The following is a 14,522-nucleotide window of genomic DNA, read 5'->3' as shown; positions in this document are numbered from 1 at the left end:
ACATAATGAAAATTGGATATTTTGGCAAGCTACCTGGCTATGGCGATTTTGTGCAACGCAACGTGTGTCCCGAATTTATAAAATATTGGGATAATTGGGTATTAAAGTCTTTGAGCTCGTCTAATGAACAATTAGGGAGTTTATGGAGAAGCAAATACTTTAACAGCCCCATTTGGCGTTTTGTTATTAACCAAAAGACAGTTAGTGATACACCTGTTGCTGGGTTTATAATGCCAAGTGTTGATAAAGCGGGTCGATGTTACCCTTTCACTGTTGTTTGCCAGGCTGAAGCAGACGTTAATCCATTTATATTTGCACGAAAAGTTGACCTCATACACGAAGTCGGAGAAGACTTTGCATTAAGTTTATTGGAAAATAAAAGGCCAGACCTCGACGAAATAACCATCGTACTGAATGATATTTATCAAAGCCTTAAAGAGTCCACATGTCAAAGTGCAGAGGTTAAAGAGATATCTTCAATTATGGAGCTTGGTTGTGTTACAGGAATCGATGCACTTGAGTTTACCGTTGGTAATGAGTCTTTCTTACAAATGTTACTGGCAAAACAGAATACCGATATATCAATTTGGTCGATGGGAAATACCGAGGGGACTAATCCACAGATACGATATTTCTCTGGGATGCCCCCAACAGACAACTATTATTCTTTTTTAGTGACCGAATAGAACTAAGAAATATCGTATAACAACCTTAGGTTATCTACTTAACGGTAAGGTGTCATCTAAATATGATGTGCTTAAAGGAATATTGTTCATTCCATCAGATATCTCTAAAGACTGTTGATTGTCAACCACTATAACAGTGACATTATCACGAGCTTTGAGTTCTAAAGAAGTTTGAATTAACAAAGGTGCAATAGAATCTAATGGCGTATTAAGTAACAATTTTTCAATCTCCACATCATCAATAACTTTGTTAAGACCGTCACTACATAAAAAGTACTTATCTCCATCCAGTCTTACATCACTTACGACATCCAAGTCCAACTCTTCACAGGCACCAACCGCTCGAGTAATAACATTTGCATTTGGATGACTTTCGGCTTGTTCAGGAGTTAAGAGTCCCTGTTGAACCATTTCCTCTACTTGGCTATGATCTTGCGTAAGCCGTGTGAGCTTATTATTGCGTATCCGGTATATGCGACTATCACCGGCCCAAATACAGTGAGCATATTGCTGATCAAAAATAAGAACCACTACAGTACTGCCAATAACAGCTTGTTTCTCACTAGCCATTGCAACTAAACGGTTATTGACATCCTGTAATACATGTTTGATTTGTTCTGTCCTCAAAGGATAGCTATTCGTATTTGCGATAACCTGCAAACTATCTACTATCAATTTACTGGCGACATCACCTTTGGCATGGCCTCCCATTCCATCAGCAACACACCACATACCTACATGAGGGCTATCCAAAAATGCATCTTCGTTAACCTTTCTTATTGTACCAATGTCTGTCTTCGCTACCGATTTCCATGAACATTCAAGCATAATTATTAATTCCAGTGAGGCCGATTTATAAATCACATTACTATTTTTAGACGGGTCAATTTCCCTATCACTTTTAATACACTAATTATAGATAGTATAGGGATAAATGTCTTTGATTGCTGGTATTTTTTTAGGTAGACTGAGATATAAGCACTGCACGAATTTACTCACATATTGAAGCCATTCTTGCAACAAAAATCAAAAAATCAAGGAAGTTTGATGGAACAAGATATGTTGGACAAGACGATTGGGCGTTACGAGATAAAGGAGATGATCGGTGAAGGCGCAATGGCTAAAGTCTATCGTGCCTATGATCCCGAAATAGACCGTTCTGTGGCCTTTAAAATACTCAAAGAAGATCATTGTGTAGATGAAGAATACTTATCTAGATTTTTACGGGAAGCAAAAGCCGCTGGAGCACTTTCTCATTCGGGCATTGTGACAGTTTTTGATGTGGGTAAATTAGAAAATGCCCCTTATATCATGATGGAGCTTTTAGCGGGTTGTGATTTAGGTGAGGTGCTTAAAGATAAGAAAAAACTCCCCCTAAAACAAACTCTGATAATAGCTTTACAATTGGCTAAATCCTTAGATTATGCTCACAAATCTGGCATTGTCCATCGTGATATCAAACCTGACAACATTATCGTAATGCCTGATGGCGAATCGATTAAGGTTGCAGACTTCGGTATTGCGCGGATGAATGAGAATAAAGAGTCGCAAAAAACTCAGGTCGGCGCTGTATTGGGAACACCTCGTTATATGTCACCTGAGCAAGCATTAGGTGAATCAGTTGATGGTCGTTCAGATCTATTTTCTGTAGGCACCATAATGTACGAAATGCTAAGTGGGAATAAAGCTTTTGATGCCAGCAACATGGCTACCTTAATGATACAAATTGCTCAAAAACAACCTGAATCCCTAAAAACCGTATGTCCGGATATACCTGCTGGCGTGCGTCAAATAATACAAAAGCTACTGCAAAAATCTCCTGATAAAAGATTTCAGACGGGTAACAAATTGGCAGAAGCGTTAGGCAAAGAATTAAGTACCTTGAATGACCAACAAATCGAGCAGAAAAAACACAAATATATCCCTTTAAAAATACGTTGGACCTTGTCCGTTGTCGCTATTGTTGGCCTAGTGTCTTTTATAAGTATAAAAATTATATTTAATATCCAGTCAGCTGCTATGACCAAACAGGCCGTGGACTCTGGTTCTTCTTTTGCAAAGTTTATTTCTACTAATACAGCAATACCTATGCTCAGTGAAGATTGGATCTCCCTAGAAACGTTTATAGGTGATGCCGCAAGTAGAGATACATTTTCTTATTTAATTGTCACCGACCGAGCAGGCGTTGTTAGAGGAGCCAGTGACAATAGCTTAGTAGGCAACATGTATGAGCCAAATGAAAATGCAGAACTTATCAGTAAGACTGAGGATGTTTATACTACTAGTGCAGAGACAACGGATGGCAAAAAAATGTTTAACATTAAAACACCTATCCTGTTTCAAAGCACTGAAGTGGGTCACATAATTTTAGGTTTATCCCAAGATGGCTTAGATGAAGTCAAGAGCATTACAGGTTGGCTGATGTTTTTCCTAGCCTTAATAACAACCAGCTCTGTTGCTGTCGTTATGTTTATATTTGGTGGTTTGATTGCACGACCGCTTAACGTTTTAAATCAGTCTTTAAAAGAATTTTCAGCAGGCAATTTAGATACTCGAATATCGCTTACACGGAATGACGAGATAGGCGAAGTGTTTAATGGTTTTAATAACATGGCTGCAGCAATTCAGGACAGATATACGGAAGTTACTGATGAGTTAACGCAAACAGGAATTGATAAGACTGAGATCGTTAAGGAAAAACAAGATGATTTGGCTACACAAGCTGAGCAGCCAAGTTTTAAGGAAGTAACAGATCAAGAAACAGAATCTAAGTTACCTTCACAGGTCGAACATAATATTAATGATGAGTCAGATTCAAAAACCAATAGTCAGATTGGACTCGAAATAGAGCCCAGTAAAATGAATCAGGATATAGACGCCGAACAACCTGAAGGGTCTATTTCGGCTCTAGTGTCGCACTCAGAGCCTGAGTTAGATTTAAATCCTGATGAAACTATTATTTCGACTAGTCAGATTAATGTTGATAAAAAATCCAACCTTATTGCTGATAATAAGGATACGTATGGCTCAGCCGATACCTCAGCTAAAACAGACAATCCGTTAGAGATCTCTGAAGATACCAAAGCAGATACGTCAGCTAAAACGCCTTCTGTTAAACGTAAACTGCGTAAAAAGCCAGTTAAAGCGAAAGAAGAAAGTGATATTACAGATAAAGTTAGCGATGAGGAAAATGGCGGGACTAATACCAAGACCGATGAGGGTATAAAAAATTGAAGTATTTACCTCTCCTTATTTTGTCATGCTTGTTAGCAAGTTGTGCCTCAACTCAACGTCAAGTGATTGCAAGCAACGATAATTTTATTGTGATACAGACAAGTGATAATGACACTTATGGGTCATTAGCCGAAGAGTTTTTAGGCAGCAAAAAATATTCTGAGGTGTTGGAAAGATACAATCCAGAAACGTCAATAACTACAGGTACCTTTATTGCAGTACCCAAGCGGACTATCAACCAGTCGGGTGTTTTTGTTGACGGCTACCAACGTGTTCCCATTCTTTGCTATCACCAATTTACTGAAGACTCTGAAAGCCAAAATAAAATGGTTGTAACACGTGCAGAATTTGAAAGTCAAATGGATTATCTCGCTGCAAATAACTACCAAGTATTAACGTTGAGTGAGTTAGGAAGTTTCATCAATGGTAAGAAAGAGTTACCGATTAAATCTGTTGTGATAACCATAGATGACGGTTATAAAAGTTATCTTGATGTTGCGTATCCAATTCTTAAGAAGCATAACTTTCCGTCTACAATGTTCGTCTATCCTGACTTTATAGGGGCTGGATCAGCACTAAAATGGGGGGATGTCAAATTCCTGAGTGAAACAGGTTTGGTGGACATTCAATCCCACTCAAAGTCCCATGATAGCTTGTCGCCATTGCCAGGTGGTGAATCAGGCAAAGACTATCTGGCACGACTTAAGATAGAAGTTGAAGGTGCAGAAAAAATATTGTTTAGCAGAATAGAACAAACAATTAATCATTTTGCCTATCCATATGGGAATAGTAGTTTGGAAATTGTTGAACTGCTCGAACAAAATGATTACGAGCTGGCAGTAACCGTTCAAAAAGGCAGTAATCCCTCGTTTTCAACCCCATTTTTGCTGCATCGAACCATGATATATGGAGGAGATAGTCTAAATACGTTCAAAAAAAGTTTAGACACTTTTAGTCAGGTAGACCTAAAATGATAAAGAAAATAATCTATGGTACCGCTATTATTCTTTGTTTTTCTTGCAGCACAAGTTTTGTAGATAACAGTGCTTTATTAGAACAACGTGGTCCTGTTGCTCAATCATTAGAAAATCAGCAGCGCCTCGCAGAAGCGTTGACGCAATGGAAAGTTTTACACATAGCCTATCCTAAAGAACAGATCGTCAATGACCATATTCGTCGACTTGAATTTTTAATATCAGATCGTATTATTGAGCAACTTGGCATATTGGACAAAGCTAAAAAAGCAGGTAACCAAAAATTAGAACGAATAGTCTACTTGAAGATATTAGCCTTAGAGCCAAGTAACGAAATTGCGATGCAAGAGTTAAGAAAGTTTGAGTGGCAATTTGCAATTGAAGAGGCCAGTTCAAAAACGGCAAACATTAAGAAATATTTTATCGAGTCCCAAGAAGAGGCCAAAAGTTCAATCCAACTAACACAGTATCTTGAGCAGGGTGACAAGCTCATACAAGATAAAGAATATAAAAGGTTATTACAATTAGCGGATAAATTCGAGGGGTATTATCCGAGACATAGGCAGCCAAACAATTATCGTATATTAGCGTATACCAAATTGGGGGAGAGCCAGCAGCAACAAAAAAAACCGGAAGAAGCCATTGGATACTACCAACAAGCGATAAATATCGCCGCTCTTGATAATAAAAAATTACCTGTAACACAAAAAAATATAGATATACTCTCAGAGTCAATTGCAAACAGGTATTTCAATTTAGCGAATAAGGCATTTAAAACTAATTTAGATAAGGCTATTGAATACTTCGAGCTTTCTCTTAAGTATCAGCCAAATAATACAAAGGCTCGCCAACTAATGCAGCGAGCCATCAAGATTAGGCATAATTTGATGAAAATTAAAAAACTAAACGCTAATTCTGATTAATATTATCTAGTTTTTCTTTTAGTTCTAAAGCTTGAACTCTATATAATTTTGCACTTGAATGATTAGGATTGACCGTTAACACCATGTCCCATTTTTCGATAGCTAGGTCTAGTTCTTGACGGCGAAAAGCTGATGATGCCTCTCTGTGGTACTTATCAGCAATTTCTTTCTGCAGCACAAGCATTTCTTCCATAGCTTGGTCATTGTTCTCATCAAGATCGGTAGCCATTCTAAAGTTTTCAAAGGCTGCGAATGTCTCCTCTTCTAGCAATTTTAGCTGCCCTACTTGAGCATAGTATGTTGCTGCTAGCAGATTGTCTGTTTCAGCAATTTCTTTTGCACGTCCGGTATACGCTGCTATTGCCAACTCTCTTCCTAACGTATTGAACTGACCAAATGTCTTCAGCCGCGTTAGTTTTTCAATAGCAACTGTAAAATCATTGTTCTGAATCAAATCTTGTAAATCATTTAATATAGACTCCGCCGTTTCCTTAGGCGCAATTGGAATAACGTCTGCTAACACGGAAACATTTTCGGGCAAGTCAACTGAATCGGATGTATCATCCAGTGCATCACTGGATTTTTCTCTCATGGCTAACTCATCAAAAGACTGCTCATTTGTTTCTGCTAATGTCTCAAGCTCTAAGGAGTTATCTTTATCACGTTGAGCCTGTGCAAGTTGTGTCAAGGGTATTTTGATTTCTTGTCCGATGTTAACGCGACTGGGATTGGAAATATTATTGTATTTAGCTAAAGCATAAAACTTTAATGGTGAACCCAAATACTTTTTTGCTAGTGTAGAAAGGCTGACTCCAGATGTTAAGTTAACGTTAAAATGCTCAGAAGGAAAGTATTGACTTGAGTCAGTCGAAATTTGTTCAACCAAACTTCTCGCACTATTGCTGCTAGGCACTTCGATCAAATAGGCCTCTAGTTCTGCTAATGCTGGCCCTTCTTCACCGTTCTCTAGCTTCTCTAAAGCGCTGCTAAAACGCTGTCTGGCTGTCAATCCTACTTCGGCAGTGAACATTTGTTTATTTATAGTAGGTGGAGCTGCGTTTCCAACCGAACTATCCCCACCTGTTGCACCACATCCTGATAAAATTAGCCCAGCCACTAAAAAGGTAGCTGATAATTTTAATTTATTATCCATATAACTAATCATTTATAACCCCTGAAAATAAAATAAACGGTGGCCGACACCCCACATTTTTCGATATATAGCAGTCTAATACAAATGTAATACGGTAGCTTGCCTTTCCATCTGAATTATTTCATTTTTTAATAAAATATTGAAAATAAGACACTTATTCCAAACACGATACGATTTTTTGCCTCTTTTTTGCAAATATAAAGTTGATGCTCGGGTTGTTGATTATCAAATGATACTTCTATCATTAACTCTTTGAGTTACTAAGTCGATTACTTGGTATTTGTTTAAAAAAGGCAGCCACTTCCCTCCCGCTAGTGGTGAAGTTCGGCTAAGCCTTCCAATTGAAGTGGTTATCCCTCATGGTTTAGTTAACTGACTTAAATGCATAAATAGGTTGATTACTGTCGTCTGACGCTGTAATCAACAGACCCGCAACATGGTATGGGCGACCATGGTTAATTAGATAACCTTTGATGTGATGATGCAGAATGTTGCCCGTGAGATATAACTTTTTATCTTCGTTAAGCTCTAAGTCTTTAAAAGCATTGTTTGTCAACGATACATCGATGCCGTTAACAAAAGTATAAGCATCTAATACGATATAGCGAGGTTCTGATGAAGCTCTGAATAAAAAAGCACCAAGGTTGCCATCTTGAATACCACTAGAGTCACCTAATGTGACTAGCTCAAATATGGCTGACGTTTCAGTCGGACTTAGAGAATGTACACCATGATTTTCCATATTCTGCTTTTAGAACTTTAGCGCGTGTTATTGTTCGCCTTCTGACTTTTTTATGCTAACTGTGTGTCATTTACGTTAAACGCAATGTGCCCTAAAGCGGATAATAGTTCTGCATTTCGACCCCAGCCTTCGGAGGCCGATACTCTATCCAGCTGAGCTACGGGTGCATTGTTATCCGACAATTTGTCGTTGTCATCGATAATAGACCGTGTGTCTAAAGATTTAAACTGGATTTTCCAGTCTTATTTTATGTCTTTTGCTTTTGCGCTAACGATCTCATCCAATAAAGCCATCATTAACTTGGTACCCGTGCCGGATGCAATGGCATTAAATACGTTTTCGTCATTCTGGCCTTTTTGGCCACCGGCTAAATCACTAACCGAACGAATAACAATCCAATCGACGTTGTTTATAAAACAAACTTGACCAACAGCAGCCGATTCCATTTCCGTTACTTGCGCGTTAAAGACATCTTGTAACCACATTCGATACTTAGCACTGTCAACAAACACTGACCCAGTTACACCATTGCCACCGATACTTATTTTGATTGGTTTACCAGAAGGCATTTTGATTGTATCGACATTCATTAGGGCTTTTTTAGCAAGCGCTAATAAATTGTCGGAAACCGTAAAATAGGGCATTTTTTGTGGGCTTGCGATCCCCTCTTTGACGATCGCAACTTCTCTTGGAAACTGATAACCAAAATTCTTATATTTAGGCGCGTTAGCGTCGATTTTTGCTCGTTCCTTGTGACGATTTGAAGCCGCTTCATAATAACCAGGAAGCACATATGCACCTTCATTTTGAGGATCTGGATTAACATAAACTGACTCGTCATGATAATACCAACGTTCAGGAATAGCGATATCTCCGGGTTCAAAAATAGGGTTAACAGCGCCAGCAATACCCATCATGACAACCGTGTCAATGGGAAAATAATCAAGGGCCATTTGTATCGTCAGTGCTGCATTGACGACACTAATGCCTGTGGTAAAAATAATCACTCGTTGGCCTTTGTACGTCCCTAGTTGATATTTAACACCTTTGATAATGATCGTTTCATCGATTTTTGCGCTTTCGATTTTGTCAAAGGCACCATCAATTGCGTTAATTTCAGGTTCATATGCAGCAACAATAGCCGTCCATTTATCGCTATCGGCGAATTCACGAGGGCCATACTTCTGTTCGGCCGATGCAACACTATATAATGCAGGTAACATTATAATCAGAGTGAGTAAGACAAGTTTACGCATGCTTAGTCATCCTTGAAATTTGTGTCAAATGTTGAATGCGCATTAGCCATTCTTGCTTGTCATTATCGGGTAAAAAACTGGCGCTAATGCTATTGCTGATGAGCCTTACAGTATTCTCCTCTGTCAAACCAAGTGTGTCGACTAAGGCATAGAAATTTTCATTTAAATAGCCACCAAAATACGACGGGTCATCGGAATTTACCATTACCCGCAAACCCTCATTTAACAGTTCAATGATATTGTGCTCGCTCATATCGTTAATAACACAGAGTTTTAAATTGCTCAGCGGGCATACCGTCAGTGGCACCTGATGTTGCTTCAAATAGGCCATTAATTTAGGGTCTTCGACGCTGCGAACGCCGTGATCAAGGCGGTCTACTTTGAGTGAATTAATCGCTTCCCATATGTATTCGGGTGGACCCTCTTCTCCCGCATGAGCAACTAACTTAAAGCCCAATAATGCAGCCTGTGCAAATACGCGTTGAAACTTTGACGGCGGATTATGCAATTCAGCACTGTCTAAGCCAACGGCCTTAATCATTGAATAATAGGGCTGCGCTTGTTGTAGGGTTTGAATAGCTTTGTCTTCACTTAAGTGCCTTAAGAATGACAAGATCAAGTAAACAGAAATACCAAGTTCTGTTTTAGCTTTCTCAATTGCTCTTGCAAACCCAGGCATAAAAACGTCGTAAGGAATGCCTCTTTGAGTATGCGTTTGCGGGTCAAACATAATTTCAGTATGCACAATATTTTGTTGGTGACATTTGCCTAAATAAGCCCACATCAGCTCGAAGAAATCGTCTTCGTCGCGCAACACCTCCGCGCCCTGATAATACAGGTCAAGGAAACTTTGTAGGTTGTTGAACTGATATGCATTTTGAATGGCTTCAACGTTTAAAAATGGCAGCGTAATATGATGTTTTTGTGCTAGGCGCCACATTAATTCGGGCTCTAATGTACCCTCAATGTGCACATGCAGTTCTGCTTTCGGCAACTGTTGAATTAGTTGCTTGAGTTTGCTCATTTTGCTTTCAGTGCTCATTATTTGTATTCCTGTCGAAAACCAATGTTGCTGCCGACAAGGTTTGAATTTAATTCACTTACCGAATCGTTTCATTCTGATGCGCATGCACAATACTAAGTAAGATAGCCTTTTGATAATCATTTTTTGACTAATTACTCAAATTCTTACTTTTTTTATGAAATGTGCAGTCTTGTCAGTCATATAGATATTAATCAAGCCTTCTAATAAAACAAATAGTCAGTAATACTAACGCAGTCGGGATTGCCTTGCTCATTGCTGGTAGTATTGCGATAAACAGCATTCTAATAAAGAGCTTAGCCACGGCAGCGTGACAAAATGGCGAAATAAAAACAATAAGGAAAGCCAATGATCACTCGTTTTTTAGATAAAACCTTTTCCCTCAGCCAACATGCAACAACCGTAAAAACTGAGATTATTGCCGGCTTAACCACCTTTGCTGCCATGTCCTACATTCTTATCGTCAATCCCAGCATTTTGGGCCTAAGCGGTATGCCAGTCGCCGGATTAATTACAGTGACTGCATTAGCCGCGTGTGTTGGCACCTTACTAATGGCATGGCTAACAAACTATCCTATCGCGCTTGCGCCGGGTATGGGTCTCAATGCGTTTTTTGCTTTCACTATTTGTTTAACGCGCGAAATTCCTTGGGAAGCGGCCTTGGGCATTGTTTTTTACAACGGCATATTATTTTTATTACTAACACTGTCTGGCTTACGACAAAAAATTGCAGATGCCATTCCCGCCGCGCTCAAGATCGGTGTGCAATGCGGTATTGGTTTATTTATTGCCTTTATCGGTTTAAAAAATGCAGAGCTCATTATAGACAATCAGGCAACTTTTGTCGGTCTGGGTGACTTGTCGCAGCCTGAAATATTACTGGCTTTCCTAGGCATTATTTTCACTATTGTATTGGTAATTAAAAAAGTCACTGGGGCTATCTTAATATCCATTGCAACATTGACTGTCATTGGTCTGTTCGTTCCCATTGAAGGTGGCTATTTAACAGCCATGCCCGACGGTATTGTGGGGCTTCCAGCGCCTATCTCTGATACCTTTTTTGCCATGGATTTACGTTATCCCATCGTTAATTTTGCAACAACTTGGGACTTAATTTTTGCCCTTATGTTTGTCAATATGTTTGATACTATTGGCACTCTCATTGGTGTATCTAAACGCGCAAAGCTAGTAGACAGCAACGGTAAACTCCCCAAAATGGGCCATGCTATGACGGCCGATGCCGCATCTAGTGTGGTTGGCGCAGCGTTTGGTACATCACCGGTGACCAGTTATGTTGAATCTGCGGCAGGCGTCTCTGCTGGCGGGCGTACAGGATTAACGGCGGTTGTAGTGGCTATTTGTTTTTTACTTGCCTTGTTTTTGTCGCCACTTATGCTGGTCATTCCTATTATGGCCACAACACCTGCACTAGTTATGGTGGGTATTTTTATGATGGATTCGATTAAAGAACTCGATTTTTCGGACTTGGCTAGTGTAGCTACCGCTTCCATTGCGTTGATGGCAATGCCGCTAACCTTTAGCATCAGCGAAGGAATTGCTTTGGGTTTCATCACTTATGTTGGAATTAAGGTCGGCACCGGTGAATTTAAAAAGGTGAGCCTGATTACCTATTTTATGGCAGCAGTATTTTTGCTTCGATATATACTCGATCTGAAATAGTCCTCAGCATAAGCTGGTTGGACTGTTTACATAGCATTTTAAGGCCCCGAGTTTGTGGTCATATGTGTTGGCTTAGTCGTTCTCAATACCTAAGCTAGATAGGATTTAAAGGCCATTATTGCATGAAATATCGAGCGTGCACCGACCTGATCCAACACGTCATTATGGCCTAGCTGACGCTGAGTTATCTCGGCAGTAAGGGACGGCTTTTCTCAAAAAATATCTTGCTTAATATAAACGGCAATTAAATAGAGGCTTACGAGCGAGTCATGCCTCTACTTTTCATGCATCTGCTGTAGATCCATTTTCATTGTGTACAAACTGTTATATAATATTCAGTTGATCGTGCTTTTTACTTGATCCGCGCTTTCGAATTTTAAAAGCTTTTGTATGTCATTCTATAAGCCACGAGGTTTATACAATGGGTATGAGTGAACAACGAGCGTGTTTAGCACTTTAGCTATTTTTTCGCTACCTTATTAATCCGTAGTTTAACCTTTGAGCGTAAACAAAATACCCTATGCCAGATAGTAATCCAATTTTACAGTTACAAAAACTTGCCGGAAGACGCACTTTCGACAAAGGAGAGATGCTGTATTTTCAAGAAGCAGTCCATCGCTTCACTAGAAATCAGTTAATAGTGACAGCTATAGTTCAAGAAATTCAGGAGTTCACTGTGAAACTTTCTATCGTAGAGGGCCAGTACGAAGGAAGTTGCAATTGTTCTGATTCTGAAGGGTTCGACTTTTGCAAACATTGTGTTGCTGTCGCGCTCACCGACATTTCGCGTGAAGCCGAACTAGAAGTTTTGCAAGAAGGTGATGAAATTCAGCGGATCACTGGATATATTGAAAGCATGTCCGAAGCGGAAGCAAAAGCAACGCTATTAAAACAAATTACTAGCGACATTGATAAAACCGAACAATGGGTTCTGTTTGCCGATGTTCGCAATGGAAAAATAAATAAAAAAGCGTTAATAGATATTATTAATAAAGCGCTCCCTCTGCGAGAAGTGTGGCGTCAAAACAGAGTAAAAACCTACTTTGAGACCGCAATAGAAAAGTTTAACCGGCTAATTTCAATATTACATAAATTACCAACTGATCCCGCGTTTGAACTTACCCAAACTGCCTTACTGAGATATAACAAAGCGCTTGGGAAAATTAAAGATGACAAAGGCTATCGACTCAAAGTTGAAGTGACCCTGGTGCAGGCTTTCGCAACCTTCACTAGTGAATTGAATTGGACGCCTCAGCGTAAGGTGAGCTTTTTAATGTCACTTTATCATCAGCCATTTTCTAACTTTTCTTTGCCATCAATTTATAAGAGATTCGTACAAAAATACCCTGAGTTAATCGAATTGTTCATTGAGAAGCTAGTTAATCTCGAATGCCAATTTGAACAAACAGATACTAGCTCGATCCAAATCGACAAAACGGTAGACGATACGCATATACTAATACTGACTGATCTCGCTCTATACTACGCAGAGAGCGGTCCAGAAGTGTCAACTGAAAACAAACTTAAGCTTATTGAATGTAAGCATAAGTTGGCTACTAATCTGACTGAGTATATAGAATTAGCTGAGTTATGCGTTTCATTAGGCTGCAAGGATGTAGCTAGAAAATACATTGCGGAGATCGAAAGTCATACACTCAATTATAGGCAAGAAAGTAAGCTGCTGACGCTGAGCGCTAATACGCAAGAGCAGGTAGAGGATATCGACGCTTCGCTGGACTTACATTGGTCAGCATATGAACGTTCGTTAGAAGTAAACGATTTCCAAGCTGTGCTTAGTTTGCTTGAGGCCTCAGATAATAAGAGTGAAGCCGATGTTCAACATTGGTTTGAAAAAGCTCAAGCGCTATTGATTGGGCGCTTAGATGATACCGACAATCAAGATACTTTATTTGAACTGTATCTGGCATGCGGCAAAAAAGATATCGCGATAGCTGAAGCCCAAGACGTAATTTTGTCGAATCCATTGCTGCATAAAATTTCGAAGTTAGGCATAGAAATGCAACCAGACTTAGGTTTTGTCTTGTATCGCAGGCTTATCAGGACATATCCAAAAAATACCGATACACAAGGTTATGAAACTGCGATTACGTTACTAAAAGAACTAAAGTCTGCGTTAAAGAGTAAAAAGCAGCATCAATCCTTTGACTTTTTAATCAGTGAATTGATTTTTGATTTTAAGCAAAAACGAAAATTTATTGCATTGCTGCAGGGTCAGTTTGGCTTGTAATTCAAAATATTAACAAAAACCATTTGTTAACCGATAAGTACACAGCAAAGAACTTTTTTCGATAAATACCCACAGGGATAGTGCAACTAATAGTTGTTTACCCCTGACTAATGTTTATAATCAGGCTAAGTTGTTGTGAGCTAACACAAATTGCAGGAGAAAGTAGTGAAATTCAGAGTATTAGTAAGTCTTCTCATATCCGCGTTATTTTTCGTCAGTGCAAACGCACAAGACATGACAGATGATGATATTGCCCAACGGATTAAACCTAGCGGTAATGTTCATATTGCAGGCGCAGCACCGGCAGTTGCAGCGGGTCCTCGTACCGGTGAACAAATATATAATGGCGCATGTGTTGCGTGCCATGCAGCAGGTGTTTTAGGTGCTCCTAAGTCACAAGTTGCGGCTGAATGGCAGCCACGTTTAGATGAGAAAGGCTTTGACCAAGTTTGGAAAAATGCGCTTGTCGGTATTAACGCAATGCCAGCAATGGGAGCCTGTGGTGACTGTTCCGACGACGATATAAAAACAGCAATAAATTATATGATCGAAGGGATTTAATTCTTTGTAGATTACATGGAAAA

12 protein-coding genes are annotated in these 14,522 nt (G+C 39.4%); 7 read left to right on the top strand and 5 right to left on the bottom strand.

Features of this window, described 5'->3' with window-relative positions; all coding sequences use genetic code 11:
• The first annotated feature begins 5 nt into the window (after window positions 1-5).
• Entirely contained in the window at window positions 6-686 is a 681-nt protein-coding gene (gene tagF / locus CXF81_RS04045; protein ID WP_101180095.1) for a type VI secretion system-associated protein TagF, read from the top strand.
• Window positions 687-716: 30 nt separating this feature from the next.
• Here the strand turns inward: tagF and CXF81_RS04040 are convergent, their stop codons facing one another.
• A complete protein-coding gene (locus CXF81_RS04040) occupies window positions 717-1,514 on the bottom strand; it encodes a PP2C family serine/threonine-protein phosphatase (RefSeq protein ID WP_101180094.1) in 798 nt (265 codons plus the stop codon).
• A gap of 219 nt (window positions 1,515-1,733) precedes the next feature.
• Between CXF81_RS04040 and CXF81_RS04035 the strand changes: the two genes are divergently transcribed.
• The 3 genes from CXF81_RS04035 to CXF81_RS04025 are packed head-to-tail and all read left to right on the top strand — an operon-like array spanning window position 1,734 to window position 5,817.
• Window positions 1,734-3,920, top strand: a complete 2,187-nt coding sequence (locus CXF81_RS04035; RefSeq protein WP_101180093.1) for a protein kinase — start codon at window positions 1,734-1,736, stop codon at window positions 3,918-3,920.
• Complete coding sequence (locus CXF81_RS04030) at window positions 3,917-4,894, top strand: polysaccharide deacetylase family protein (RefSeq protein ID WP_101180092.1); 978 nt, start codon at window positions 3,917-3,919, stop codon at window positions 4,892-4,894. Before CXF81_RS04035 ends, CXF81_RS04030 begins: the two co-directional genes overlap by 4 nt.
• Window positions 4,891-5,817 (top strand): tetratricopeptide repeat protein, encoded by a 927-nt coding sequence (locus CXF81_RS04025; RefSeq protein ID WP_101180091.1) that lies wholly within the window; start codon window positions 4,891-4,893, stop codon window positions 5,815-5,817. Before CXF81_RS04030 ends, CXF81_RS04025 begins: the two co-directional genes overlap by 4 nt.
• Here CXF81_RS04025 and CXF81_RS04020 read toward each other — a convergent pair.
• The 4 genes from CXF81_RS04020 to CXF81_RS04005 form a co-directional block, all read right to left on the bottom strand.
• A complete protein-coding gene (locus tag CXF81_RS04020) occupies window positions 5,804-6,982 on the bottom strand; it encodes a LysM peptidoglycan-binding domain-containing protein (protein WP_101180090.1) in 1,179 nt (392 codons plus the stop codon). The two genes, CXF81_RS04025 and CXF81_RS04020, sit on opposite strands and share 14 nt — an antisense overlap.
• 352 nt (window positions 6,983-7,334) lie before the next feature.
• A complete protein-coding gene (locus CXF81_RS04015) occupies window positions 7,335-7,712 on the bottom strand; it encodes a hypothetical protein (RefSeq protein ID WP_232771772.1) in 378 nt (125 codons plus the stop codon).
• A gap of 242 nt (window positions 7,713-7,954) precedes the next feature.
• The gene (locus CXF81_RS04010; protein WP_101180089.1) at window positions 7,955-8,968 is read right to left on the bottom strand and encodes a 5'-methylthioadenosine/S-adenosylhomocysteine nucleosidase; all 1,014 of its coding nucleotides are present in this window, start codon (window positions 8,966-8,968) and stop codon (window positions 7,955-7,957) included.
• Complete coding sequence (locus CXF81_RS04005) at window positions 8,961-10,010, bottom strand: adenosine deaminase (RefSeq protein ID WP_101180088.1); 1,050 nt, start codon at window positions 10,008-10,010, stop codon at window positions 8,961-8,963. Before CXF81_RS04005 ends, CXF81_RS04010 begins: the two co-directional genes overlap by 8 nt.
• A gap of 348 nt (window positions 10,011-10,358) precedes the next feature.
• Between CXF81_RS04005 and CXF81_RS04000 the strand changes: the two genes are divergently transcribed.
• The 3 genes from CXF81_RS04000 (at window position 10,359) to CXF81_RS03990 (ending at window position 14,499) form a co-directional block, all read left to right on the top strand.
• Window positions 10,359-11,690, top strand: a complete 1,332-nt coding sequence (locus CXF81_RS04000; protein ID WP_101180087.1) for an NCS2 family permease — start codon at window positions 10,359-10,361, stop codon at window positions 11,688-11,690.
• 520 nt (window positions 11,691-12,210) lie between these two features.
• Window positions 12,211-13,938 carry an SWIM zinc finger domain-containing protein gene (locus CXF81_RS03995; RefSeq protein ID WP_101180086.1) on the top strand — a complete coding sequence of 576 codons (1,728 nt, stop codon included), beginning with the start codon at window positions 12,211-12,213 and terminating at the stop codon, window positions 13,936-13,938.
• Window positions 13,939-14,103: 165 nt separating this feature from the next.
• Window positions 14,104-14,499, top strand: a complete 396-nt coding sequence (locus CXF81_RS03990) for a cytochrome c5 family protein (RefSeq protein WP_101180085.1) — start codon at window positions 14,104-14,106, stop codon at window positions 14,497-14,499.
• The last annotated feature ends 23 nt before the right edge of the window (window positions 14,500-14,522 follow it).

Origin of the sequence: Glaciecola sp. 33A (assembly GCF_002836745.1) — a bacterium.
Lineage (GTDB): Bacteria > Pseudomonadota > Gammaproteobacteria > Enterobacterales > Alteromonadaceae > Glaciecola.
Note: the sequence above shows the minus strand (reverse complement) of the source record. Positions and strands in the feature narration are given on the sequence as shown.